Here is a 24258-nt window from a genome sequence, read left to right as displayed (position 1 = left end):
CCCTGCCATTGAATTCAGCGGCTCAGGTCAACGTCGCGCGTCTGACCTTTACCGAGCTCGATCTGCTTGATGATGATCGGGCTACGCGAGTTGCCGCCAGGCAGCAGCACGCTGCCGGCGACATAAAACACCCCAGCAGGCACGCCCCTGACGACGAAATAGCCGTTTTCGTTCGTCTTGGCATAGTGGCTGTATTCACGAGCGCGCGGATCCGCCGGTTCGATCTTGCGCCCAGAAAGCGCCACATCTGCCGCTTCAGCCGCATAACGTGTCGCCGGCGCCACGGACACCGTCTCACCGGAACCGACCAGAATCTGGCCATCCGTCGTTTTATAGGTCAAACGTCCCTGAACCGCTGAGGTTCCGGTTTTCTCGAGCCTGGCATATTCGTCGGCCGGAAAGGGAACCTGGCGCTTCACCACTGCCTCGTCACTGCCTGAGCGATCGAAGATATCGGGCATCTGAAACGAACCCGTCGATAGACTTTCACAACCCGCCAGCGTCAGTATCAGCAGCACCAACGCACCTACCCGAAGATTCCCCACCACCATCGATTGTCTCCCTGAATGTTGACCACCGACATCGGCCACAATGCCGACCGCACCGTCCCCCGCCGATTTTCGCGAATAACGATGATGGCTGTCGACATCGCCGCCCTTCAGGGCTAGCCACCGCCTACCGGGGGCCCATTTTGAATCAGTATGGCTCAAATCAAGCGTCGGGCGGGCCCACGATCATCTGACTGCCGCGTATCTGGATGTCGAACCGTCCCAGAAAGCTCATGCCGAGCAATACCACATCGTCACCGATACCCGCATGGATCGAACCGGGCACCTGCCGGGCGGTCAATCCTCCCAGTCTCACGCTCTCCAGCGTGGTCAGGTTGCCGCTGACCCGGCCGTTGGCCGTGGTGAACATCACCTCCGGCCCGGGTTCGATCTGCAGTGTGCGAGCGAGAGAGCGCGAGAGCGAGACGTAGGTGGCACCGGTATCGATCAGGAACGTCACTGCCTTGCCATCGACCTCCCCCGGGGCCACGAAATGCCCCTGCGCATTGCGCTCCAGCGTGACCGGCTTCTGATCCATGAACACCGCGGTCGCCAGTTCCGCATTGGGATGGCTACGCCGCTGTTCCACCCCACGAAACCACCAGCCCGCCAACAGCAGGAGCAGTACCCAGAACAGCACCATCATGCCGATGCCGGTGCGACGGACACCCCGAGAGTCGTCACCCATCGCGATGGGCCGGCGCCTGCAGCCGGATCGCCCCGTGCCAGGGCGCGTCCGGCGACAGCGTCCGCCCTCGCTGGAGCACGCGGAGACACCCCTCGCGGATCAACTCGCGCGAACAGGCGCGTATCGGCGCCATCAGCGGACGCCAGTCGTCATCCAACTGACGCGCGACCTCGGAGGGGCAGAAAGTCTTGGCCGGCCCACGCGCTTCGGCCAGCGCCAGGATCGCGCGACGCAGCGTCGCCGGATCGGTTGACGACGCCATGGCGGCTCAGAGCAGGTCCGGGTTGAGGGTGTAGATCCCGGTCACGCTGGATTCGGCCAGCACATGACCCGCCATCGCCTCGCGCACCTGTCCACCCGTGAACTCCCCTGCCAGTCCCAGCGTGGGAATGTCCAGCGCGAACAGGCTGAACGTATAGCGATGGACGATCTCGTCGTTCCAAGGCGGACAGGGGCCGTCGTAGCCACCATAGACGCCTGCCATGTCAGGGTCGTCGGCCAGGAATCCGGTATAGCCGTTGATGCCGCTGATACCCTTGGCGGTCTGCCCCGGCGACTTCCCCCTGGGCACCACGCCATCGGCCATCTCGCCCTCCTCCAGCAGATTGACCTCCGCCGGAATGTCGACCAGCACCCAATGGTAGAAATCGACCCGCGGCAGATCCGCCGGTAACGTCTTACCTTCCTGATTGACGTCGTCCGCGACACCGGGCACGTCGGGGTCGGTCACCAGCACCACAAAGCTCCGCGTCTCCGACGGCGCATCCAGCCAGCGCACTTCCGGGTTACGATTATCGCTGAGGCGTATGTGCTGCTCCGGGTCCGGAACGGCGAAAGCGAAGGTTGCCGGGATCGGCTTGCCTTCCTCGATACCCTTGATGGTCAAACGCATGGGCTACTCCTCTCGATCGAAAAACAGGGTCGGGTGACAACGAACGCCTTGTCAGTCTCGATGACAAGCGCATCCGCGAGAGATATCGACAACCTTAGGTGTCTCCGGGGGTTTTGTCATGACCAGAGCAGAGCGCTGCATGGAGCGAGGCGGTTAGCGGCAGAACGAGACACCCCGCATGCCGAGATGGAAATGGTTGGCATGGGCGGCGTTGTAGTCCGGGCCCAGGGTGGTTCCGAAGTAGTGGCAGGCGCCCTCCTGGGCGTCCTCGAGAAATCGGCCACGCTCGTCACCGTCCCGCCAATCGTCGAGCACGCTGATACTATGTCCATCCTCGAGCCCGAAGGCGGCGACATCCAGCGCCGACGCCGTGGCATGCTCGCTTCGCCTCGCGTTCTCCCGGTGATAGATGTTGCGACAGGCGAAGGAGCCATAGTGCCGGACGCTAGCGACCCGCTTGCCGAAGATCCGCTGTGACAGCGGCTGCAACTCGTGCTGCTCGTACAGGGTCCAGGCCAGTGCCAGGGAGCAACTGGCGACGAAACTGGCATTGAAGCTGACCTGGGTGTGGACCACGCGCACGACGTTCTCCAGCGGGCAGTCGGCGGCTGGTGTGTAGTCCGCGAGGGGGACGTAACGAATGTCGGGGGCGGTGTCGAGTGCATTCAGGCAAGCGTCGCGATCACCGGATAGCGCTTTAAGCTTCCAGCGCGTGACTGGCGTCACGGGATCGCTGACGACCAGTGGCGCCAGAGGATTCCATTCCCGCGGGATTTGCCAGATCCCTTTATCGAGAGCGACGCCCAGCGCGATCAGCAAGATAAGGAAGAGAGTGGCCGGAGACGGTTTCATGGACCTCGCGAATCGAAAAAGGGATTCATCGTCGGGCGGCAGTGCTCCAGCGGCACGACTGTCGTCGTTCGGCGACGTGCATTGCACCAGGATTCACACTTACCTACCAAATCACTGCTGTTCGATCATAGTCATCTATTCTAAGCTTAGTTAACTTGTCTAAGCTTAGTGACTTGTCGGACCGCAATGGAGTGCGTTGCTGGCGAGGCTCATCATGGCAGTGCATGTCGTCAGGGAGGACAACGATGCCAGGCTGCGCCAGACACCAAGACGTCTGCGGACGCTGCGACGCGCCGCTGGATTTCGATTTCACCATGCCATTCCAATCGCTCGTCGATATCGATGAGCGCCGCATCTACGGCTACGAGGTTCTGGTCAGAGGTCCCAAGGGAGAGCCCGCCGTATCCGTGCTGGCGAGAATCGACGACAGGACACGTTATCGTTTCGATCAGGCTTGTCGCGTCAAGACGATCGAAATCGCTCACCGGGTGGATGCCCCGGAGCGCACTGTCGATCAATTTTCTTCCCGATGCCGTCTACGAACCCGAAACCTGTATCCAGACGACGCTGGCAGCTGCCGAGCGCGTCGGATGGCCGGTCAGTTGGCTGTGTTTCGGGATCGTCGAGAGCGAGAGCGTTACGAATCGGCTCCACCTGCGAACGATCGTGGCCAGTTAGCGTGCCATGGGCATGAAAACGGCACTTGACGATTTCGGCACCAGGCATACCAACCTGGAGCTCCTGACCGATATCTCGCCCGACATGCTGAAAATCGATCGCCAGTTGGTCAGCAGCATCGATGCCTCGCCCCGAAAGCAGATAATCATCAGCCACATCGTCGCTTTGGCACGGCATCTGCTGGCGAAGACCTTGGAAGAAGCTCGCTGGCTCTACCGGCACGATATTGCAAGGCCGCAGGGATACTGGCTTGCCCGACCGGCCGCGGAACGACTACCCGTCTGCCCGGGCCCGCGCTTCGCGCTGATCAAGGGCCGGTACTAGCGACCGCATGACGTTCGGCAACTCTCCCCTCCGTACGAACTCACGGTATCCTGGCTTATGGTTGCATCGAAAAAGCGATTGTCACGACAGACCGTGGAAAGTCCCTCCACCCCGGATGGACTGGATACGCTGAATATCGCGGCACTGATCTACCGGCTCGACAGTGGCGTCCCGTTATTGGTCGAAGCCAATGAAACGGCGAAACGCCAGTTGCGCCTGGACGGGCGCTTCCCCATGGCCGATCCCTGGCAGTGGCTCGATGCCGGACGGTATCCGGCCGTCGGTCGCGACCATCCTGCCCTGCTGAGTGTCGCCTCGACCACTTCGCGTCAATGGCACAGCTTCCACATCCGCCAGTACCAGCAACCGCTGCTGGCCGTGAAGCTCAAGGTTTCCTCGCTGGAGGCGACTGGCGATACCGAGACGACGCGCCACGTGTTGATCGCCATCGGCGAGGTCGCTCCCGACGATGCCAAGCCGGAGCTGCTGGCTCAACACCAGCCTCAACTGCGCCAGGTCTTCGACAACCTGCCCATGGGCGTCTGCATGATCGACGCGGGCGGGTATCTGCGTCAGGTCAATCGCGCCTTCTGCAAGTTCTTCGGCTACGCGGAGAGCGACCTACTCAACGCCCATTTTCGCAAACTGCTGCCTCCCAAAAGCCGGCAGGCAGCCGAAAAGCGCCATGCCGCCAGCTTTCCCAATGCCTTGAACCTGCGCCGCTCGTTGGAGGTTCAGCTTCACGACGGCTCCACGCGAACCGTGATTCTCGAGGATACGATCAGCCGTGACGAGCAGGGCAATCCCCAGCGAATCGTCTTTCTGGTCGATATCACCCAACGGCGCGACGTCGAGCGTCGACTGGAGGAAAAAAACCGTCGCCTCGAATATCTGGCGACGCGCGACGACCTGACGGGCCTGCACAACCGCCGCATGGGCAGGGAGTTGCTCGAGCGAGCACTGGAGCGCGGCAAGCGGCTTGGCGACAAGGTCGCCGTCGCGATGCTGGACCTGGATCATTTCAAGGCGATCAACGATCGCTACGGTCACGCCGTCGGCGATACGGTGCTGAAGGAGTTCAGCCATTTCGTGGTCGGCGCGCTGCGCTCGAGCGACACGCTGATTCGCTGGGGTGGAGAAGAATTTCTAATGATCCTGCCGGGCATCGACCGCTTGTCGGCACAGACGACGGTGAACCGTGTGCTGGCACAACTGCGACATCGTGCCTTGAGCTCGCTGGAGCTGCGCCTCAGCTTCTCCGCCGGTGTTGGCGAGCACCGCCACCAGACGTCCAAGGGGCTGCTGGAGGAGGTCGATCTGGCGCTCTATCAGGCCAAGTCCGCGGGTCGCGGCTGCGTCGCCATCGTACCGGTCCCGGCCTCTCGATCGGGACGGTGTCTCAATCAGGCGTTCTCGTCGCTGTAGTAAGGCGACCGGCTCCTGGCCGGCCGCCCTTTTCTCAGAAGATCGCCCGCACGGCGAGAAACAGCACTGTCGGGGCCAGCAGGATGCCGAGTCCCGTGTAGAAAGTCGCGGTCATCGCGCCGTAGGGGACCAGGCGCGCATCGGTGGCAGCCAGGCCCGCCGCCACGCCACTGGTGGTCCCGATCAGGCCGCCGAAAATCATCGCCGAGCGCGGATTGTCCAGGCCGATCAATCTGGCGGTCAATGGTGTCGCGATCATGGTGAGAATCGATTTCACCAGACCGGCGGCAATCGACAGCGCGATCACTTCCGAACTCGCTCCCAGGGTGGCACCGGTCACCGGTCCGACGATGTAGGTCACCGCTCCGGCCGCAATGGTGGTGATATCCACCGGGTCGGTGTAGCCGAAGCCGATCGCCACTGCCGCCCCGGCGACGAACGACACCAGGACACCGAGGAACAGCGCGATCACGCCGCGTAATCCGGCTTTCTTGATCTCCTGGAAACGCACGCCATAGGCGGTCGCAATGATGGCCAGGTCCCGCAGCATGCCGCCGCCCATCAGACCGAGGCCGGAAAACAGCGTCACGTCGGAGAGCCCCTTGCTGCCGCCAGTGGACACGCCACCGACATACGCCAGCGCCAGGCCAATGATGATCGCGATCGCCGAGCCGTGCAGACGGCCGGCAGTCAGATGCCGGCTCAACCAGTAGGCGACGTACATGGTCAGGCCGACCACCGCAAACGCGGCGATCAGGTGGTATTTGTCGACCAGGGAGACGATGGAATCGTTCATGTCGGCATCCTCTCTCAATGGCCACTAGGGGTTGTCGTGGCCGACTCGAGCGGGCTCGCGTCGTCGACTTTCTTGCCGGTCAGCACCGGGACCAGCGCCAGTCCCAGCACCACCGCGAGGACACCGGCGAGAATCGCCACCATGCCGCCACTGAAGGCCGCGGCCACGTTCTGGCTCGCCGCCATGGCGACGACGATGGGAATGTACATCGCGTTCCAGAAGTTGATGCCACTTTCGGTCGTTTCCGGCAGCTTGCCGCGATCCTTGAGATATCCGGTCACGAAGATCAGTAGCAGCATGGCGATACCCACGCCACCCAGGTTGGCGTCGATGCCCAGCAACTGGCCGAGTACGTCGCCGATGATTAGCCCGGCCAGCATGCAACCGGCCAGGAGTGCTACACCGTAAATCACCATCGTTATCACCTCATGGGGCGTTATTATAGAAAATGGTCATGATCAGCCCGGCTATCGGAGCTTGGCGTGTGTCGGGACAGCCACTCACGGCGTGGCTGCCCTGCCGCGTTACCCACGCGGCAGGGGACAACAGTGAAGCGGCAGGCTACTTGCCGACCGTTTCGGCACTGCGGTAGATATCGGCGTAGCGGTCGCGCAGCGCATTCTTCTGCACCTTGCCCATGACGTTGCGTGGAAGGCTGTCGATGAAGAACACGCGCTTGGGCTGCTTGTAGCGCGCCACCTTGTCCTCGAGCGCCGCCAGCACCTGGGATTCGTCAAGCGACTCGCCGGGTTTCAGTACCACCGCGGCGGTCACTCCCTCGCCAAGATCGGGATGGGCCACGCCGATGACGGCCGACTCGGCGACCTGTGGTATCTCGTCGATCCACTGCTCGATCTCCTTCGGATAGACGTTGTAGCCGCCGGAAATCACCAGGTCCTTGTCGCGCCCGACGATATGCAGGTAGCCGTCCGCATCGATCAGTCCGAGATCGCCGGTGATGAAGAAACCGTCGTCGCGAAATTCGGCGGCAGTCTTTTCCGGCATTCGCCAATACCCCTGGAAGACGTTCGGGCCGCGAACCTCCACCAGCCCCGTCTCCCCGGCCGCCAGTGCCTTGCCGCTCTCGCGATCCGTGATGCGGACCTCGCTACCCGGCAGCGCGAAACCGACCGTGCCCGGACGACGTTCGCCGTCGTAGGGGTTGGAAGTGTTCATGTTGGTCTCGGTCATGCCGTAGCGTTCGAGAATGGCATGGCCGGTTCGCTCGGAGAATTCGCGATGGGTTTCCGCCAGTAGCGGCGCGGAACCGGAGACGAACAGCCGCATGTTCGCGGTTGTCGTCCTGTCCAGGCGCGGGCTGGCGAGCAGGCGGGTGTAGAATGTCGGCACACCCATCAAAGCCGTCGCTCGCGGCATCAGGTCCAGCAGTTGTTCGGCGTCGAGCTTGGGCAGGAAGGTCATCGACGCACCCACGGTCAGGACGATGTTGCAGGCCACGAACAGTCCGTGGATATGGAAGATGGGCAGTGCATGCAACAGATGGTCGTCGGCGGTAAAGCGCCAGGTCTGTGCCAGCGCCTGACTGTTGGCCGCCAGATTGCCATGGCTGAGCATGGCGCCCTTGGAACGCCCGGTAGTGCCGGAGGTGTAAAGAATCGACGCGAGCTCGTCGGCTTCGAGTTCGGCAACGCGTGTCTCCTCCCCGGCGCTCTCCACCCGATCCATCAGAGAACCGTCGGCCCCGCTGCCCAGGCTCTCGACGGCCGCCACACCACAGCGCTGCGCCAGGCTCCGGGCGGTCTCGACGTCGGCCGGACAACAAACATATAGCCGGGGCTCGGCGTCGCTCAGGAAGTACTCGACTTCGGCCTCGGTGTAGGCGGTGTTGAGCGGCAGATAGACCGCCCCCGTCTGCAGGCAGGCCAGATAGAGCATGATCGCCTGCGGGCTCTTGTCGACCTGGACGACGACCCGGTCGCCCCGCTCGACGCCCGTGTCGCGCAACACTCTCGCCATCCGCCGCGACGTGGACAGCACGTCGCGATAGCGATACGTCTCGCCACTCGGCGTGTCGATCAGCACCTTGTCCGGATCGTGCTCGAAGTTGCCCAAGAACTGCAGATACAAGTTGTGATTCATTCCACCTCTCCTGCTTTGAAAACGCCACCGATCAGGCATCGGTGCGGGAGCCATGACGGCAACGTGAGCGCCCCTGCTTGGCATCGCGACGAATGTCGCTGGTACAGACCACCGTACCCTCGCGGCTGAACGCTTCATGGTTCTGCTCGATCCGGTCGAGCTCATAGAGATAGTTGACCATCAGGCCGTGGGACTGACGGCGGCCATTTTCGGACGTATCGCCGGGCCAGTTGAGCCGATGCAGACTGGCGCCATTGCCCAGATGAAAACGGGCGACCGGATCCAGCGGCAGGCCGTTGTCGCGCTTGGCATCGATCAGGTAGTGCGCCGCCAGGCCGCGTACCTCGGGCGTGAGCTTGTCGCGCAGCTTGGCGTTCTCGACCCAGCCGCCTGCATCGAGGCCGCCGGCGACCTCGTCGGTCAGCTGGCAGGCGCCGCTTTCGCGCTCGGCCGCCAGCCACTTGGCGAAACCGGGGACCGGTGACAGAGTCACGAACTTCTCCAGATTGGGCAGTTCACGCTTGAGCTCCTGAACCACCTGCTTGATCAGGAAGTTGCCGAACGAGATACCCCGCAAGCCGGCCTGACAGTTGCTGATGCTGTAGAACGCCGCGGTATCGGCCTCTTCCGGGCGTACTTCGTCGCCCCCTTCGAGAATCGTCTGGATGCTGTTGGGAATGCCCTTGCACAGCGCCACCTCGACGAAGATCAGCGGCTCGTCTCCCGTGGCCGGGTGAAAGAAGGCGTAGCAGTGACGATCTTCCGGATCCAGACGGCGGCGCAGGTCCGACCAGTCGCCGATGGCATGGACGGCCTCGTAGTGAATGATCTTCTCGAGTACTGCCGCGGGCGTGTTCCAGTCGATACTCTCGAGGACCAGAAAACCGCGATTGAACCAGGAGGCGAAAAGGTGCTCGAAGTCGGAATCCAGCGGCGCCAGCTCGGGATGGGGCTTGAGACAGCGCAACAGGTCCGCACGCATCTTGACCAGTTCGTAAGTGCCGCCGGGGCACAAGTTCAATCGGCGTAGCAGATGTTGACGTCGCGGCTCGCAGGCAGAGAACAGCCGCTGCAGGCTGGCGTTGTCTCCCGTGTCGCGATAAGCGGCATAGGCTTGGTGGATGGCATCGGGCTCGGCGGCGTAGCGCTCCCCCAGCAGTTGGAAAAAGGCGACGCGATCGCTGTCGCCCAGCGAGGCGTAGCGCTCCAGTGCCTCTTGGGCGATCAGGATCTGGGAGGCTTCCCCGCCAGGGTGCATCAAGGTCTCGCACACCGAGGTCAATCTCGCCAGACTGCTCGGCTTGCCACTGCCCTCGCCACCGAAGAGATGCTGGCCTCGGGTTCGGCGGCCAATACTGGAGAGAAGATCCTGCAGAAAATTCATGTTGACGTTCATGCCGGCCCTCTCGGATCTGAGGCTGAAGCTTCCACCGATGTCGCACGGCGTCACCGGTGAGCGTGAACGGAGCGAGGCAGTTGGTCGGGGAACCATCGATATAACGCGAACTGGAAATCGACAGTTAACATACATGTCATCGCTCTGTTATATATAACAGTTATGCCCTCACAGACCGGGTGTCAATATAGGAGAAAGTCTAATATGGCCCGCATCCCGCATGCCCAGCGGCTTCGCGACCTGCTCGAGGATGCCATCGTCGACGGTCATTACGCGCCGGGGGACAAACTGGACCCGGAAGCCTTGGCAAGGGAGTACGACTGCTCGCGCACCCCGATTCGCGAAGCGCTGCAGCAACTGGCGGCATCGGGCATGGTGCGCGTTCTGCCGAAACGCGGCACCTTCGTCGCTCAATTGAGCGTGACCGAACTGGTCGAGCGATTCGAGGTGATGGCAGAACTGGAAGGCATGTGCGCTCGTCTGGCGGCCCGCCGCGCGACCCCCGAGGAACTGGCGGCGCTGCACCGTGCCCAGGCAGCCTGCCGGGCGTGCATGAGGTCAGGAGACGCCGACGGTTACTATTACGAAAACGGCATCTTTCATCATCTGATCTACGAGGCCAGCCACAACGACTTCCTGACCCAAGAGGCGGCACGCCTGCATGCCATTCTGAAGCCCTATCGTCGTCTGCAACTGCACGCCCGCCACCGCCTCGCCACCAGCTTCGACGAGCACGAGGCCATCGTGGCGGCGCTGGAGCGCGGTGAAGCCGACGCTGCCGAGGCAGCGATCAAGGCCCATGTGCAGGTTCAAGGGGAACGGTTCAACGACCTGGTCGCGTCAATGCAGCGCCTGCAGGTCAGACGCCGCGAGGGCTAGCGAGTCGCGTGGCAGGATGGCCGACGACGCGCCTCGCGCCGGATGCCTCGAGCTGGCGGGCCGGGCCCGGTACGAGCCCGAGCGATTCAGAACAGCAGGGTCACGAGCAGCGCCGCACCGCCGACGATCAGGGCCGTGACCACGGCCAGGCTGACCAGCGCGTTGAGCCATCGGTCGATCCTGGACTCGGCAGGCGGCATCCCGCGGCGAGTGGCGCCGTGGCGCGATTGTCGTGAAGACTTCAAGGCCGGTGGCATGGATGAGCTCCGCAATGCTTCATCGTCCTATTGAATGCTTTATCGTCCTATTAACGGCGGCATGGAGAGGAAATCCAGTCATAAATTAAGCCGTTTCACGATTTTTCTCCATCTGCCCCAGCGCCGCTCGACCTCCGCCTCGCTCGTGCCAGCCGCCCTCATCCCCTGACGAAAACGGCCCCGATCCTTGCAGACCGGGGCCGGGACTTCCCACGCCGATGATCAACGCGGGTTGATGCGGCGGTTCTTGATGTCGGGGGCACGCCGATAGCGATCTTCTTCTCCCAGTTCCTCGGCCTCGAAGGCGTCGGCACCCACCGGAGTATCGCTATGGCGTCGATAGAGCGCGGTCAGCATGGCCTTGCGATCGGCGCGCAGCTCTTTCAACGTCACGAATATCATCCCGTAGAGGATGAACGTGAACGGCAACGCCGCCAATACCGAGGCCGACTGCAGCCCTTTCAGTCCGTTCTCGCCACCGGCGGAGAGCAATGTCAGGCAGATCGCCGCGATCAACACCCCCCAAATGATGCGCTTTACCAGCGGCGGGTTGAGCGAGCCGTTGTCAGTCATCTGAGAAACGATGTAGGTCGCCGAGTCCGCCGACGTCACCAGGAAGATGAAGATCAGACAGAGTGCAACGATCGACAACACATTCGAGAACGGCATCAGATCGAACATCTGAAACAGCGCGGAAGTGATGTTGTCCGCCGTAGCCTGGGCAAGCCCTGCGTCGCTGTTCATCTCCATCTGAAGGGCGGCGCCACCGAAGACACCGATCCAAAGGCAAGCCAACAACGGAGGCACGACGAGTACCCCGAAAACGTACTGCTTGATGGTTCGGCCACGCGAGATTCGCGCCACGAAAGTCCCCACGAACGGCGACCAGGCGATGACCCAGGCCCAGTAGAAGATGGTCCAGTTCGATGCCCACTGACTGTCATCGTAGGGTGACATTCGTAGACTCATGCCGATGAAGTTCTGCAGATAGTCGCCGATACCCAGCGTGATGGTCTCGAGAATCGCGATGGTCGGTCCCGTGAACAGGATGTAGAACATCAACGCAAAGCAGATGATCAAGTTGAGGTTGGACAGGTTCTTGATGCCCTTGTCCAGACCCGAGGTGGCCGAGAGCATGTAGCAGACAAACATCGCCCCCATGATGATGAACTGCCACATCATGTTTTCCGGCACGTCGAATACCGAATGCAGGCCGCCGTTGATCTGCAGTACCGCCAGACCGATGGAGGTCGCCACCCCCATCACCGTTGCGACGACCGCGAAGATATCGAGGACCGGCCCGAGGCGGCGTAGCTTCGGACGTTTCGCGGTGACCGACGACAGCACGTTGGAGACCATGCCCGCCTGCCCCTTGCGAAACTGGTAGTAGGCGATGATCAGACCGACGACCGAGAACGCCGCCCACTGGTGAATACCCCAGTTGAAAAAGGCGTACTGAATCGCATAACGCGCCGATTCGGCGGATTCCGGTTCCACATCGCCATAGGGCGGCGTCATGTAGTGCGTCATGGGCTCAGCCATGCCGTAGAACACCAGGCCAACCCCGAACCCAGCCGCCAGCAGCATGCTCACCCAGGAAAAGAAACCATAGGTTGGCTTGCTGTCTTGCGGCCCCAGGCGAATCTTCCCGTATTTACTGAATGCCAGACCCACCAGAAAGATGACGAACCCGAACACGGAGATCAGATAGAACCACCCGAAGTAGCGTGTGGTCGCCCCCAGTGCCGCGTTGGCGATATTCCCGAACCCTGCCGGAAAGATGGCACCTACGGCCACGATCGCTGCGATCACCACCGCCGAGACGATGAATACGCCTTGCTTACCGAGTTTGGGCATGTCGTCCCCTTTTGTTTGTGCTGATTTCCTTTGACGTCAATAGTATAGACGACGACACCACTTTCTGCGGAAGCCCCCCTATCGCCCGCGCCATTCGGGATGGGTGAGAGATTACCCCCCCTCGTGTTCCTGCGTAAGACTTCGTTAAGCCCTCACTCTTCAATCTGGCCCCCATCATCTTGCCGGAGGGCTATCGATGTCGGGTTTACCTGCCTCAGCGGCGAATACCATCTGGCGTGAAAGTCGCGACAATCGGGAGCGAGCCACGCTAGAGAGCTTCATTACCGACACCTACCGGCAGCAGCATGGCGCCTCGATCGCCCAGTTCGCGCCCCGGCTCTACGGTGCTATGTTCCGCAATCTTGGGCGGGATGCCGACGACGTTGCCAGTCACGAGGGTTTTAGCCATGCGCTGGTCTGATCGCCGCATCCTGATCACCGGCGCCAGCGGCGGTATCGGACGGGAACTGGTGACACTGCTGGCACAGCGCGGCGCGCGGCTGCTGATCGTGGGGCGTAATGCCAGCGTGATGAAAGAACTGACAGCGCTGGAGCCAGAGCGCATTCGTGCGCTGTCCGCCGACCTGACGACGCGCGAGGATCGTCGCCGAGTGCTCGAGGCTGCAGACGACGTGCGTATCGACATGCTGATCAACGCAGCCGGGGTGAATCACTTCGGTCTGTTCGACGAGCAGTCCCCAGCGGCGATCTCGTCGATGGTTGACCTCAACGTGACAGCAACCCTGTTGCTCACTCAAGCGCTGCTACCGCGACTGCTGCACGAGAACAGCGCCTGGATCGTCAACCTCGGCTCCGCCTTCGGCGCCATCGGTCACCCCGGCTACACCGCCTACTGCACGACCAAATTCGCCCTGCGCGGATTCAGCCAGGCGCTACGTCGGGAACTGGCCGATACGCCGGTCCATGTGCTCCACATCTCGCCCCGGGCCACCCGCACCGGCATGAACAGCGACCGAGCCAATGCCCTCAATACCGCGCAGGGCAACCACGTGGACGAACCTGCCCGCGTCGCGGCGAGCGTGATTCGCGGCATCGAGACACGTGCTCGTGATCGACAGCTCGGTTGGCCGGAGTGCCTGTTGGTCAGGTTGAACGGGATTCTGCCCGGAATCGTCGACCGCGCGCTCAAGAAGCGGCTTCCGACGATCCAGCAGCATGCGCGTCGTCCTTCCCCATCGTCTTGATTCGCATATGGAGATCACCATGACAGCACACCGCGCCTTGAAGGCCCTGGCCGCTGCGCCACGCCCCGGCCGAGAGACGGCCGATGCCGGGCGTCATCAGGACATTCAGGCCCTGCTGGCAGATATCTAGACGCACACCTCGTTAGAACGTTCGAGGAACCCAGAGACAGAGTGGAGACCGACAGCGAGTATCGGTTGCATTCATCGCAACAGCCCTCATGATGGAGATCATGAGGGCGCTAACGAGCGTCCATCCATTTCCTGACGGGAACGCTCATGTCACGACTTGCCGATACTCCTCTCTCGGTGCTGGATCTGGCGCCGATCACGCGCGACGGCACGGCGGCGGAGACTTTCCGCCGCAGCGTCGACCTGGCCCAGCAGACCGAGCGTCTGGGCTACAACCGCTACTGGCTGGCCGAGCACCACAACATCGACGGGATCGCCAGCGCGGCGACCAGCGTGCTGATCGGCCACATCGCCGGGGCGACCTCGACCATGCGCATCGGCAGCGGCGGGATCATGCTGCCCAACCATCCGCCGCTGGCGATCGCCGAGCAGTTCGGCACGCTGGCGACGCTCTACCCGGATCGCATCGACCTCGGCCTCGGCCGTGCGCCGGGCTCCGACGGCATCACCATGCAGGCGATGCGTCGCGACCCCCGCGCCGGAGTCAACGATTTTCCCGATCGCCTCGACGAACTCCGCCGCTACCTGGGCGACACCGTGCCCGGCCAGCGGGTACGGGCAATTCCCGGTGAAGGCACCCATGTGCCGATCTGGCTGCTCGGCTCCAGCGGCTACAGTGCCCAGCTCGCGGCCAGACTGGGGCTGCCGTTCGCCTTCGCCGGTCAGTTTGCCCCCGGTTACATGATCGAGGCGCTGCATCTCTACCGTGAAGGCTTCCAGCCAGGCGTGCTCGACAAGCCCCACGCGATGATCGGCATCCCGCTGATCGCCGCCGACACCGACGAGCATGCACGCTTTCTCGCCACCACCCAGCAGCAGAAGTTCCTCAACCTGATTCGCGGCAAGAGCACGCGGACCCAGCCGCCGGTGGAGAACCTCGACTGGTCGCCCCAGGAACGGGCCATGGTGGCCCAGAACCTGGGTGCCGCGGTGGTCGGCGGGCCGGAGAGCGTGCGACAGCAACTTGACGAGCTGCTGGAGCAGACCGGCGCCGACGAGATCATGGTCAACACCGACTGTTTTGATCACGCCGACCGGGTGAAATCCTACGAGATTCTGGCGGATGTCTGGAGGAAGGCGTAACCGACCCACGCCGTGACTCGCGGCTTTAAAACGCTCGACCCACTCCTCGTTACAGAGGACATCTCTGGTCAGGGCGACGCGACGGCGTCTTCAAGACAGCGCTGAGCGGAGGGCGCCAAGCCGGGTCGCGCAACATGGATGTCCGTACGCACCGACCCTAAGCGCAGGCGCTTTCCGCTCAGGAATTCGCGGTCTTGCGACGCCAGTAGAGGGGGAGCGGCAAGGGGGCGAGCGTTAAGCCCCCTCGTCAATCAACGACGAGGATGGCTGATTCACGGTCAGTGATACGGTCCTCGACCGGTAATCAGCCAGCCCCTTTACCAACAAAAAAACACCCGGCACATGGCCGGGTGTTTTCATTTCGAGACAGCGGTGAGAAGTCAGTCCAAGGGCTATCAACCCAGACGCTTGGCCAGCAGGCCTTCCAGCTTCTTCTGGTCAGCGGCGAAGGTGCGGATACCCTCGGCCAGCTTCTCGGTCGCCATGGCGTCCTCGTTGTGCTCCCACCGGAACTGCGCTTCGCCGATCGGGTCGAGACGCTGGGTGCCGCTGCCCTGGTCGGTGATCTTGCGCGTCACTTCCCCGTCCGTCGAGGCCAGCTCCTCGAGCAGCGCCGGCGAGATGGTGAGGCGATTGCAGCCGGCCAGCGCCCGGATCTGGTCGGTGTTACGGAAGCTGGCACCCATGACCACGGTGTCGTAGCCGTACTGGCTGGCGTAGTCGCACACACCGCGCACGAACTTGACGCCCGGGTCCTCGTCCGGCGCGTAGGACTCGGTGCCGGTGGCCTTCTTGTACCAGTCGGTGACGCGACCGACGAAGGGCGAGATCAGATAGACACCGGCCTCGAAGCAGGCCCGGGCCTGGGCGTCGGAGAACAGCAGCGTCAGGTTACAGTTGATGCCTTCCTTCTCGAGCTTTTCGGCGGCGCGAATGCCTTCCCAGGTGGAGGCCAGCTTGATCAGCACCCGATCCTTGGAGACACCCTGCTTCTCGTAGAGGTCGATCAGGTGATGGGCCTTGTCGATGCTCGCCTTCTCATCGAACGAGAGCTTGGCCGCCACCTCGGTAGAGACCCGTCCGGGCACCAGCTTGGTGATCTCGGTGCCGATGGCCACCGACAGGCGATCCACGGCCTCCTCGACGCGGGCATCGACGTCGCTGACATCGGACTTGACCGCCGCCAGTGTCTCGTCGATCAGGGCCTGATAGCCCTCGAGATCGAAGGCCTTGAGGATCAGCGATGGGTTGGTGGTCGCGTCATGCGGCTGGTAGCGACGAATGGCATCCAGGTCGCCGGTATCGGCAACCACCATGGAAAGCTGTTTGAGAGAGTCGAGTTGCTGTGTCATGAATCGCTCCATCGTTGTGGCGTGTGATTGCATCCCGTCGCAATCCTGATTCTGAAAGCATAACACCGATGTGTGGCCGTCGCCGTGCCCCACGCCGTGTTTCCGGTCGTCGATGATCAGGGTCGCTCCTGGTCGGACAGGATGCCCGCGAGGTGGAATTCCAGCGAAGAATCACCGCCCAGGTCCTGTCTTCATGAGGGGGAAATGCGATGATTTCAATGCCCCCCCCCTCATGGAATGGAGGGACTCAGGCGATCCCGTACTCCCGGCTCAGCGCTTCGCGATAGCGCCGATAGATGCCATCGTAGCAGGCGACCGCTTCCGGCCTTGGCCGGGTCAGTGTCCCTTCGTCCAGCCGCACCCAATCCCGGCAGAGCTTGTCCAGAGCCACCTCGGACTCGCGGTCATCGCACCAGCGCGCCTGAATGGCGCCCCCGAAAGCCGCGGCCTCGGTGACTTCTGGACAAACCACTTCGAGATCGAGCACATCGGCGACGATCTGACGCCAGACCGGACTTTTCGCGCCACCACCGACGAGACGAATCTGGGTCGCCTGACTCGCCAGCGGGCCGAGCAGCTCGAGGCCGTAGCGCAACCCGAACGTGGCACTCTCGACCGCCGCGCGACACAGGTTTTCCGGCGTCGTATTGAAGCTGGTCATGCCGCTCATGCTTGCCTGCGCCTGCGGCAGCGCCGGCACCCGCTCGCCGCTGAAGAACGGCAGCAGCGTGATGCCACCCGCGCCCGGTTCCGCCTTGGCCACGGCGCGGTTGAAACCGTCGATGTCGAGCCCGACCAGTTCCCGCAACGTCGTCGTGGCCGAGGTCACGTTCATGGTGCAGATCAGCGGCAACCAGCCGCCATGACTGGCACAGAAGTTCGCCACCATGGCGTTGTCCGGCACCACCGGTTCGCCGGCATGAACGGCGATGGTGCCCGACGTGCCGAGACTGATCGTGACCCGGCCCGGCTCGATGTTGCCAGTCCCGATGGCGCCCATCATATTGTCGCCACCGCCACTGGAGACGATGACGTCGTCGCTGAGGCCCAGTTCACGGGCCAGCGTCGGTCGCACCTTGCCCACCGCCTCGCGGGAGTCGATCAGCCTGGGCAGCACGCTGTCGAAGTCGAGCTCCGGGGCGATGAGTTCGAACGCATCGCGCCGCCAGGTGCGCGCCCGGGTGTCGAAGTAGCCGGTACCGGAGGCATCGCCGGGTTCGGCCACGCGCTCGCCGGTCAGCCAGAAGTTGAGGTAGTCGTGGGGCAGCAGCAGCGTGGCGATCCGGCGATAGGCCTGCGGATGGGTCTCGCGCAGCCAGGCGATCTTGGAGGCGGTGTAGCCGGTCTGCAGCACCAGCCCCAGCTTGTCGATGCAACCCTGCTCGCCGCCGAGCCGATCGATCAGCCGTTCGTTCCACTCCGCGGTCTCGGTGTCGTTCCAGAGCTTGGCCGGGTGCACCGGTACGCCATCGCCATCCAGTGCCACCATGCCGTGCTGCTGTCCGGAGATACCGATCGCACGGATGGTCTCGGCACCGATGCCGGCATCCTTCAACGCCTCGTCGAGCGCGCCGCGGAATGCCTCGGTCCACTCCTCGACACGCTGCTCCCGCCGTCCGTGGTCGCCCTGCTCCAGCTTGTGGGATCGCGAGGCTTCGCCGACGATACGACCGTCGGTGCCATCGACCACCACCACCTTGGTGCTCTGGGTGCCACAATCCACACCGATATACATCACATCCATCCCTTGATCAGTTCCGTCGAGACCGGCGCCAGCGCCGGCCTTATCCTGTCGGCTGCCGAGGTCAATTGGCGACCAGATGCTCGACGCAGGCCCGTGCACCATCGCGGTAGAGACGATCCAGCGCATCGAGATAAGCCGAGCGGAACCGCTCGTCATCGGCCAGATCTCCGAACAACTGACGATTCTCGATGAAGGCGGTCGGTTCGTCGCGGTTGCGCTTGGCGATCGCCATCAACTCGTCCTTGAGGCGATCGACCACCGTGATCGGCTCGCCCTGTTCGTCGGCTCCCTCGGCATAACGCGCCCAGCTCGCGACGACCGCCGCGCTGCGATGGATCTCCCCTCCCTGGGCCAGTTGCTCCCGAATCACCGGCAGCAGCCACTTGGGAATGCGATCGGAACTTTCGGCGCACAGCCGCGCCAGGGTGTCCTTGATCTCCGGATTGGCGAAGCGCGCGATCAGGGTGTGCTTGTAGTCGTCGAGATCGACCCCCGGCACCGGCCGCAGGGTCGGCGTACCCTCGCGGTTCATGTAATCGAGCAAAAAATCGACGAACAGCGGGTCCTGGCATACTTCATGCGCGTAGCGATAGCCGGCCAGGTAGCCGAAGTAGGTCAGCGCCTGATGGCTGGCGTTGAGCAGGCGCAGCTTCATCAGTTCGTAGGGCATGACGTCTTCGACCAGTTGCACGCCAACCTGGTCGTAGGCCGGACGGCCAGCGTTGAAATGGTCCTCCAGCACCCACTGGGTGAAGGGCTCGCAGACCACCGGCCAGCGATCCTCGACACCGAAACGGCTTCCGATCTCCTCGATGTCCGCTTCGGTGGTCACCGGCGTGATGCGATCGACCATCGAATTGGGGAAATGGACGTTGGCATCGATCCAGTCGCCCAGTTCCACGTCCCGCGCTCGGGCATAAGCCACGAACATCTTGTGCGCGACTTCACCGTTGCCCTGAATGTTGTCGCAGGACATCACCGTGAACGGCTCGACGCCACGCTCGCGACGTCGGGCCAGCGCTTCGACCACGATCCCGAAAGTGGTCCTGGGCGTCTTCGGCGAGGCCAGGTCGTGCTCGACATCGGAGTTGCCGAGATCGAACTCGCCGGTGACGTGGTGGAAGTTGTAGCCGCCTTCGGTCACTGTCAGCGAGACGATGCGAATCTTCGGATCCGCCAGCAGCTCCAGGGTGCCTTCGATATCGTCCGGCGCGTAGCGATAGTCGATGATCGAACCGATGATCCGCGCCTGGTACTCGCCCTCGGGGTGCTTGATCACCAGGGTATAGAGATGATCCTGGGCGGAGAGCGCCGCCTGCATACGACGATCGCCGGGCATGACCCCGACGCCGACGATTCCCCAATCCAGCGCCTCGCCCCGATTCATGAGGTCATCGAGATACATCGCCTGGTGGGCGCGATGGAAGCCGCCGACACCGAAGTGCACGATGCCAGGCGTGACCTGGCCCCGGTCGTAGGATGGCTTGGCGACGCTGCTATCGAGCTGATCGAGCGCCGCCGAATTCAACGATGCCATAACGTTTCTCCTGAAAAAGTCACTGCCGCGGGTGATCTCCCGAGCACGCCACGGTATCGGTCAGGCTTCCGCGGCCGAAGACGCCGCCGTCGGCTCGCGGGCGATGGCCAGCTCGCTCTCGTTGTCGAACAGATGCAGCTTGTCGCTGTCGCAGGTCAGCGTCAGCGTGTCGCCGAGTTGCACCTTCCGATGGCCCGGGAGCTGGGCCGAGACGGCGTGTTCGCCCACGCTGAGTTGCACCATGGTCACCGCGCCCAGCGTCTCGACGACATCCACCGTGCCCTCGATGCGATTGGTCGCGGCCGCATCGCTCAGGCGAAGATGTTCCGGGCGGATACCGGCCCAGACGTCCGCCGCGCCCCGCGACGCCATGGCGGCACGATGGGCAGCGTCGAGGGACAGCCGATAGCCATCGCCACTCACGACACCATCGACATGCTTGGCGGGCAGGAAGTTCATCGAGGGATTGCCGATGAATCCAGCCACGAAACGGTTGGCCGGAAACTCATAGAGATTGATCGGCGTGTCGATTTGCTGGATCTTGCCATCCTTCATCACCACGATGCGTTCGCCCATGGTCATTGCCTCGACCTGGTCGTGGGTAACGTAGAAGGTAGTGACGTTGAGACGCTTGTGCAGCTTGACGATCTCGGCACGCATGTCGACGCGCAACTTGGCATCCAGGTTGGAGAGCGGCTCGTCCATCAGGAAGACCTGCGGATCGCGCACGATCGCCCTGCCCAGCGCGACACGCTGGCGTTGCCCGCCGGAGAGTTCACGTGGCTTGCGCTCGAGCAGATGCTGGATGCCCAGCGTCTGGGCGGCCTCGTCGATCTTCTGCTTGATCTCCTCGGCGGGGCGTTTTTTCAACCGCAGGCTGAACGCCATGTTCTCGGCCACGCTCATGTGCGGGTAGAGCGCGTAGCTCTGAAACACCATCGCGATGTCGCGCTCCTTGGGCGGCACCTGACTGACGTCTCGGCCGCTGATCAGGATTTCGCCTTCGGTGTTGCGCTCGAGCCCAGCGATCATGCGCATGGTAGTCGACTTGCCACAACCCGAAGGCCCCACCAGGACCACGAACTCGCCGTCACGCGTGACCAGATTGAAGTTATCGACGGCGTTGCTGCTGCTGGCGCCCTTGATTTGCGAACCATAGTTCTTGGCGACGTTCTTGAGTTCGACGATAGCCATGTCGTTAACCCTCTAGATGAAATCCGTTACCAGCACGATCGCCGGTCATTTGACGGCGCCGAAAGTCAGGCCTCTGACCATCTGGCGTTGCGTGAACCAGCCGAGCACGATAATCGGCGCTATCGCCAGCACGGAGGCGGCGGACATCTTGGCCCAGAACAGCCCCTCGGCACTCTTGAACGAGGCGATGTAGACCGCCAGCGTCGCCGCGCGGTGGTCGGTCATGGTGATGCTCCAGAACGACTCGTTCCAAGCCAGAATCAGCGCCAGCAGCCCCGTCGAGGCCAGCCCGGGAAGCGCCAGCGGCAACACCACCTTGAACAGGGTCTGCATGATGCTGGCACCGTCGATGTCGGCGGCCTCGACGATGTCCTTGGGAATGTCGCGGAAGTAGGAGTAGACCATCCATACGATGATCGGCAGGTTCATGGCGGTGAACAGCAGCGTCAGCCCCAACGCGTTGTCCAGCAGCCCGACCGCGCTGTAGACCAGGTAGATCGGAATCAGCACGCCCACCGCCGGAATGAACTTGGTCGAGACCATCCATACCAGCAGGAAATCGGTGCGCTTGTTGGGATAGAACGCCATCGCATAGGCGGCCGGCACCGCCAGTGCCAGCCCGATGACGGTCGAGGCGACGGCGATCAGCGCAGAGTTCCAGGCGTAATGCCAATAGCCGCTGCCCTGCGCCAGGGCCATCTTGAAGCTCTCCAGTGTCGGCGAGAAGAAGAAATTCGGCACTACCGTGAAGGCCTGCTGCTCGGTCTTGAACGAGGTCAGCAGCAACCACAGGATCGGGAAGAAGATCAATAACGCCACGCCCCACGCGAGCACGCCCAGGGCGCCATTGGTAAACCGGTTCGAATTCATCGTGCGGCTCCCGCGTTGAGGTTTCCGGCAATGAAGCGAATCAGCATGATGGCGAAGATGTTCGCCAGGATCACGGCGCCGATGGCGGCCGCCGAGGCGATGCCGATGTCGTTCTGTTGGAACACGGTCTGGAAGATGTAATACGGCAGGTTGGTGGTCGCGGTGCCCGGACCGCCGCTAGTGGTGGTGTAGATCTCGGCAAACGAGGTCAGGAAGAAGATGCTCTCCAGCATCACCACGACGTAGAGCACCTGCCCCAGATGCGGAATCACGATATGCCGGAACTCCTGCCAGGCACTGGCGCCGTCGAGTTTGGCCGCCTCGATCTGGTCTTCCGGTAGCGATTGCAGGCCCGTCAACAGTACGAGCAGCGCGAACGGTGTCCATTCCCAGGTAATCATGATGATCACCGACAGCATCGGATAGTGGGCAAGCCAGTCGACCGGCTCCAGCCCCAGCTGTCGAGCCACCCAGGCGAACAGACCGTATACCGGATGGAACAGCATGTTCTTCCAGATCAGCCCGGTCACGACCGGCATCACGAAAAACGGCGCGACCGCCAGAGTACGTGCCACACCACGACCGACGAAGGTTCGGTTGAACAGCAGCGCCAGCGCCAGCCCCAGGCAAACCGTGATGACCAGGCTGGCGGCGACGATGATCAGGGTATTGGCCAGCGATTTCCAGAAAGTGGGATCGCTCAACAGGATGGCGAAATTGGTCAACCCGGCAAAGCCGTTGTACATCGGCATGATCAGGTTGTACTGCTGGAACGAGTAGTAGATGGTCATTGCCAACGGCACGAGCATCCAGATCAGCAGGAAGATGACCGCCGGAGCCATCAACAGTCGCGTGGTGCGAGCGAACGAGCGCGCACCGGTCACTTCGGCGGATGGCGCGGTGGTCGAGGCGGTTCGAGAAATGGCTTTCATGCGTGATTCCCGTGGCTTTGGATTGCGTCATGCAACCACTGGTCCGACTTACGCAGCGACACCGCCGATCACCTGGCGGATCGGCGGTGTCCGTGGCGAATCGCTTACTGCGGTTTGCCGGTCTGCTGCATGATGCGGTCGGTAAAGGTCTGCCCCTGCTGCAGCGCTTCATCGACGCTGCTCTGACCGGAAAGCATCGCCGCCATCAACTGGCCGACCCGCGTACCGATCGCCTGGAACTGCGGGATGGTGACGAACTGCACGCCGGTATAGGGTACTTCCTGCGCGCTGGAGTCATTCGGGCTGGCACTCTTGATCGCCGTCTCTACCAGCGGGGCGAACGGTGCCGCCTTGACATAGTCTTCGCTGGCGTAAGTCGATTGGCGCGTTCCCGGCGGCACCGCCAGCCAGCCCTTGTCATCCGCGACGGCCTGGATGTAGTCCTTGGAGGTCGCCCAATCGACGAAGGTCTTCGCCGCTTCTTGATTCTTGGAAGACTGCGGCACGGCCAACGCCCAGGTGAACAGCCAGTTGGATCCCTTCTCGGTCGTCTCGTAAGGCGCCTGAGCGAAGCCTACCTTGTCGGCGACCTTTGAGGTTTCCGGGTCGCTTACGTAGCTGGCCGCCACAGTGGAGTCTACCCACATGCCGCACTGGCCGTTGGCGAACAGCGTCTCGGACTCGGTGAAGCCGTTGGAGGTTACGCCCGGGGGGCCGTAGTTGTTGAGCAGGTCGACGTAGGCGTTGGCGGCGTTCTTCCACTCATCGCTGGTTAGCTGTGGTTTCCAGTCCATGTCGAACCAGCGTCCGCCGAAGCTATTGACCATGGTGCCGAACAGCGCCATGTTCTGACCCCATCCGGGCAGTCCGCGCAGACAGATGCCATAGACACCATCCGAGGGGGAGTGAATCTTGGAGGCGAACTCCTCGATCTGGCTCCAGGTCGGCTTGTCCGGCATCTCGATACCGGCCTTCTCGAACAGATCCTTGCGGTAATAGGTCACCGAGGATTCCGCGTAGAACGGCAAGGCGTAGAGCGTGCCATCGACCGACAGGCCGTCCTTCACCGGCTTGAGCAGATCATCGACGTCATAGCTCTCGGGCAGATTCTCCATCGGCGTCAGCCAGTCGTTCTGCGCCCAGATCGGCGTCTCGTAGTTGCTCACGGTCACCACGTCGTACTGGCCGGCCCCGCTGGCGATATCGGTCGTGACCTTCTGCCGCAACTCGTTCTCCGGTAGCGTCACCCAATTGACCTTGATATCCGGATGCGCGTCCTTGAATGCCGACATCATGCTCTGCATGGTCACCATATCGGGATTGTTCACGGTGGCGACGGTGATTTCCGTGCTCTGCGCCATGGCCGCGGAGCAGGCACTCAAGCCTGCGATCCCGATACCTGAAATAAACAAGGCAAGTCTCATCTGGAATTCCTCTCGTAGCGCTCGTTATTGCTATGG

At 62.5% G+C, this 24258-nt stretch carries 24 protein-coding genes; 6 read left to right on the top strand and 18 right to left on the bottom strand.

Translation table 11 applies throughout. The features are described from left to right. Positions 1-14: 14 nt before the first annotated feature. From F0A16_RS01195 to F0A16_RS01175, 5 genes are all read right to left on the bottom strand, one after another. Positions 15-551 (bottom strand): carboxypeptidase-like regulatory domain-containing protein, encoded by a 537-nt coding sequence (locus F0A16_RS01195; RefSeq protein ID WP_149433571.1) that lies wholly within the window; start codon positions 549-551, stop codon positions 15-17. 160 nt (positions 552-711) lie between these two features. Beyond that, positions 712-1236 carry a retropepsin-like aspartic protease family protein gene (locus F0A16_RS01190; RefSeq protein ID WP_149433570.1) on the bottom strand — a complete coding sequence of 175 codons (525 nt, stop codon included), beginning with the start codon at positions 1234-1236 and terminating at the stop codon, positions 712-714. After that, positions 1229-1498 (bottom strand): DUF3253 domain-containing protein, encoded by a 270-nt coding sequence (locus tag F0A16_RS01185; protein WP_149433569.1) that lies wholly within the window; start codon positions 1496-1498, stop codon positions 1229-1231. Before F0A16_RS01185 ends, F0A16_RS01190 begins: the two co-directional genes overlap by 8 nt. A gap of 6 nt (positions 1499-1504) precedes the next feature. Further along, entirely contained in the window at positions 1505-2128 is a 624-nt protein-coding gene (locus F0A16_RS01180; RefSeq protein WP_149433568.1) for a YbhB/YbcL family Raf kinase inhibitor-like protein, read from the bottom strand. A gap of 153 nt (positions 2129-2281) precedes the next feature. Beyond that, a complete protein-coding gene (locus F0A16_RS01175; RefSeq protein WP_149433567.1) occupies positions 2282-2980 on the bottom strand; it encodes an extensin-like domain-containing protein in 699 nt (232 codons plus the stop codon). A gap of 684 nt (positions 2981-3664) precedes the next feature. Here F0A16_RS01175 and F0A16_RS21950 point away from each other — a divergent pair. Both F0A16_RS21950 and F0A16_RS01165 read left to right on the top strand, forming a co-directional pair. Further along, positions 3665-3982: an EAL domain-containing protein gene (locus tag F0A16_RS21950; protein WP_239023670.1), complete on the top strand. Its 318-nt coding sequence runs from the start codon at positions 3665-3667 to the stop codon at positions 3980-3982. Between the two features lie 93 nt (positions 3983-4075). Beyond that, positions 4076-5407: a GGDEF domain-containing protein gene (locus F0A16_RS01165; RefSeq protein ID WP_187775874.1), complete on the top strand. Its 1332-nt coding sequence runs from the start codon at positions 4076-4078 to the stop codon at positions 5405-5407. 34 nt (positions 5408-5441) lie between these two features. On the opposite strand, the gene madM is transcribed toward F0A16_RS01165, so the two are convergent. The 4 genes from madM to F0A16_RS01145 all read right to left on the bottom strand — a co-directional run bounded on the left by madM (position 5442) and on the right by F0A16_RS01145 (position 9699). Then, a complete protein-coding gene (gene madM, locus F0A16_RS01160) occupies positions 5442-6203 on the bottom strand; it encodes a malonate transporter subunit MadM (RefSeq protein WP_110717497.1) in 762 nt (253 codons plus the stop codon). A 14-nt stretch (positions 6204-6217) separates the two neighbouring features. Then, a complete protein-coding gene (madL, locus tag F0A16_RS01155) occupies positions 6218-6619 on the bottom strand; it encodes a malonate transporter subunit MadL (RefSeq protein ID WP_149433565.1) in 402 nt (133 codons plus the stop codon). Between the two features lie 145 nt (positions 6620-6764). Beyond that, the gene (locus F0A16_RS01150; protein ID WP_149433564.1) at positions 6765-8303 is read right to left on the bottom strand and encodes a malonate--CoA ligase; all 1539 of its coding nucleotides are present in this window, start codon (positions 8301-8303) and stop codon (positions 6765-6767) included. 31 nt (positions 8304-8334) lie between these two features. Then, complete coding sequence (locus F0A16_RS01145) at positions 8335-9699, bottom strand: malonyl-CoA decarboxylase (RefSeq protein WP_239023669.1); 1365 nt, start codon at positions 9697-9699, stop codon at positions 8335-8337. 204 nt (positions 9700-9903) lie between these two features. On the opposite strand from F0A16_RS01145, the gene F0A16_RS01140 reads away from it, so the two are divergent. After that, positions 9904-10578, top strand: a complete 675-nt coding sequence (locus F0A16_RS01140; RefSeq protein WP_149433563.1) for a GntR family transcriptional regulator — start codon at positions 9904-9906, stop codon at positions 10576-10578. An 86-nt stretch (positions 10579-10664) separates the two neighbouring features. Here the strand turns inward: F0A16_RS01140 and F0A16_RS21650 are convergent, their stop codons facing one another. Next, a complete protein-coding gene (locus F0A16_RS21650) occupies positions 10665-10835 on the bottom strand; it encodes a hypothetical protein (protein WP_187775873.1) in 171 nt (56 codons plus the stop codon). Between the two features lie 222 nt (positions 10836-11057). Further along, on the bottom strand, positions 11058-12692 hold the full coding sequence (locus tag F0A16_RS01135) for a BCCT family transporter (RefSeq protein WP_149433562.1): 1635 nt from the start codon (positions 12690-12692) through the stop codon (positions 11058-11060). Positions 12693-12888: 196 nt separating this feature from the next. Here F0A16_RS01135 and F0A16_RS01130 point away from each other — a divergent pair, with 196 nt between their 5' ends. The 3 genes from F0A16_RS01130 to F0A16_RS01120 all read left to right on the top strand — a co-directional run bounded on the left by F0A16_RS01130 (position 12889) and on the right by F0A16_RS01120 (position 15169). Next, the gene (locus tag F0A16_RS01130; RefSeq protein WP_149433561.1) at positions 12889-13113 is read left to right on the top strand and encodes a thermostable hemolysin; all 225 of its coding nucleotides are present in this window, start codon (positions 12889-12891) and stop codon (positions 13111-13113) included. Beyond that, a complete protein-coding gene (locus F0A16_RS01125) occupies positions 13100-13897 on the top strand; it encodes an SDR family oxidoreductase (protein WP_149433560.1) in 798 nt (265 codons plus the stop codon). The genes F0A16_RS01130 and F0A16_RS01125 overlap by 14 nt, the downstream gene beginning before the upstream one ends. A gap of 276 nt (positions 13898-14173) precedes the next feature. Further along, on the top strand, positions 14174-15169 hold the full coding sequence (locus F0A16_RS01120) for an LLM class flavin-dependent oxidoreductase (protein WP_149433559.1): 996 nt from the start codon (positions 14174-14176) through the stop codon (positions 15167-15169). Positions 15170-15564: 395 nt separating this feature from the next. On the opposite strand, the gene tal is transcribed toward F0A16_RS01120, so the two are convergent. From tal to F0A16_RS01085, 7 genes are all read right to left on the bottom strand, one after another. Next, positions 15565-16521, bottom strand: coding sequence for a transaldolase (tal, locus tag F0A16_RS01115; RefSeq protein WP_149433558.1), 957 nt, complete (start codon positions 16519-16521; stop codon positions 15565-15567). A 247-nt stretch (positions 16522-16768) separates the two neighbouring features. Next, complete coding sequence (gene xylB / locus F0A16_RS01110) at positions 16769-18256, bottom strand: xylulokinase (protein ID WP_149434075.1); 1488 nt, start codon at positions 18254-18256, stop codon at positions 16769-16771. Between the two features lie 70 nt (positions 18257-18326). Then, positions 18327-19802 carry a mannitol dehydrogenase family protein gene (locus F0A16_RS01105; RefSeq protein ID WP_149433557.1) on the bottom strand — a complete coding sequence of 492 codons (1476 nt, stop codon included), beginning with the start codon at positions 19800-19802 and terminating at the stop codon, positions 18327-18329. A gap of 60 nt (positions 19803-19862) precedes the next feature. Beyond that, positions 19863-20996, bottom strand: a complete 1134-nt coding sequence (locus F0A16_RS01100; RefSeq protein WP_149433556.1) for an ABC transporter ATP-binding protein — start codon at positions 20994-20996, stop codon at positions 19863-19865. Positions 20997-21041: 45 nt separating this feature from the next. Then, positions 21042-21866: a carbohydrate ABC transporter permease gene (locus F0A16_RS01095; protein ID WP_149433555.1), complete on the bottom strand. Its 825-nt coding sequence runs from the start codon at positions 21864-21866 to the stop codon at positions 21042-21044. Further along, entirely contained in the window at positions 21863-22798 is a 936-nt protein-coding gene (locus F0A16_RS01090) for a carbohydrate ABC transporter permease (protein WP_149433554.1), read from the bottom strand. The genes F0A16_RS01095 and F0A16_RS01090 overlap by 4 nt, the downstream gene beginning before the upstream one ends. Before the next feature lie 104 nt (positions 22799-22902). Then, positions 22903-24222, bottom strand: coding sequence for an ABC transporter substrate-binding protein (locus F0A16_RS01085; protein ID WP_149433553.1), 1320 nt, complete (start codon positions 24220-24222; stop codon positions 22903-22905). Positions 24223-24258 lie beyond the last annotated feature (36 nt).

It is taken from the genome of Salinicola corii (genome assembly GCF_008298015.1).
GTDB lineage: Bacteria > Pseudomonadota > Gammaproteobacteria > Pseudomonadales > Halomonadaceae > Salinicola > Salinicola corii.
This window is presented reverse-complemented; position numbering and strand designations above follow the sequence as displayed.

Coding starts and splice junctions, on each gene's coding strand:
- F0A16_RS01140 (WP_149433563.1), top strand. CDS start 9,904: ATGGCCCGCATCCCGCATGCCCAGCGGCTTCGCGACCTGCTCGAGGAT.
- F0A16_RS01125 (WP_149433560.1), top strand. CDS start 13,100: ATGCGCTGGTCTGATCGCCGCATCCTGATCACCGGCGCCAGCGGCGGT.
- madM (WP_110717497.1), bottom strand. CDS start 6,203: ATGAACGATTCCATCGTCTCCCTGGTCGACAAATACCACCTGATCGCC.
- F0A16_RS01105 (WP_149433557.1), bottom strand. CDS start 19,802: ATGGCATCGTTGAATTCGGCGGCGCTCGATCAGCTCGATAGCAGCGTC.
- F0A16_RS01085 (WP_149433553.1), bottom strand. CDS start 24,222: ATGAGACTTGCCTTGTTTATTTCAGGTATCGGGATCGCAGGCTTGAGT.
- F0A16_RS21650 (WP_187775873.1), bottom strand. CDS start 10,835: ATGCCACCGGCCTTGAAGTCTTCACGACAATCGCGCCACGGCGCCACT.
- F0A16_RS01180 (WP_149433568.1), bottom strand. CDS start 2,128: ATGCGTTTGACCATCAAGGGTATCGAGGAAGGCAAGCCGATCCCGGCA.
- xylB (WP_149434075.1), bottom strand. CDS start 18,256: ATGTATATCGGTGTGGATTGTGGCACCCAGAGCACCAAGGTGGTGGTG.
- F0A16_RS01130 (WP_149433561.1), top strand. CDS start 12,889: ATGTCGGGTTTACCTGCCTCAGCGGCGAATACCATCTGGCGTGAAAGT.
- F0A16_RS01090 (WP_149433554.1), bottom strand. CDS start 22,798: ATGAAAGCCATTTCTCGAACCGCCTCGACCACCGCGCCATCCGCCGAA.
- F0A16_RS01145 (WP_239023669.1), bottom strand. CDS start 9,699: ATGAACGTCAACATGAATTTTCTGCAGGATCTTCTCTCCAGTATTGGC.
- F0A16_RS01100 (WP_149433556.1), bottom strand. CDS start 20,996: ATGGCTATCGTCGAACTCAAGAACGTCGCCAAGAACTATGGTTCGCAA.
- F0A16_RS01150 (WP_149433564.1), bottom strand. CDS start 8,303: ATGAATCACAACTTGTATCTGCAGTTCTTGGGCAACTTCGAGCACGAT.
- F0A16_RS01095 (WP_149433555.1), bottom strand. CDS start 21,866: ATGAATTCGAACCGGTTTACCAATGGCGCCCTGGGCGTGCTCGCGTGG.
- F0A16_RS01195 (WP_149433571.1), bottom strand. CDS start 551: ATGGTGGTGGGGAATCTTCGGGTAGGTGCGTTGGTGCTGCTGATACTG.
- madL (WP_149433565.1), bottom strand. CDS start 6,619: ATGGTGATTTACGGTGTAGCACTCCTGGCCGGTTGCATGCTGGCCGGG.
- F0A16_RS01190 (WP_149433570.1), bottom strand. CDS start 1,236: ATGGGTGACGACTCTCGGGGTGTCCGTCGCACCGGCATCGGCATGATG.
- F0A16_RS01120 (WP_149433559.1), top strand. CDS start 14,174: ATGTCACGACTTGCCGATACTCCTCTCTCGGTGCTGGATCTGGCGCCG.
- F0A16_RS01175 (WP_149433567.1), bottom strand. CDS start 2,980: ATGAAACCGTCTCCGGCCACTCTCTTCCTTATCTTGCTGATCGCGCTG.
- F0A16_RS01185 (WP_149433569.1), bottom strand. CDS start 1,498: ATGGCGTCGTCAACCGATCCGGCGACGCTGCGTCGCGCGATCCTGGCG.
- tal (WP_149433558.1), bottom strand. CDS start 16,521: ATGACACAGCAACTCGACTCTCTCAAACAGCTTTCCATGGTGGTTGCC.
- F0A16_RS01135 (WP_149433562.1), bottom strand. CDS start 12,692: ATGCCCAAACTCGGTAAGCAAGGCGTATTCATCGTCTCGGCGGTGGTG.
- F0A16_RS21950 (WP_239023670.1), top strand. CDS start 3,665: ATGGGCATGAAAACGGCACTTGACGATTTCGGCACCAGGCATACCAAC.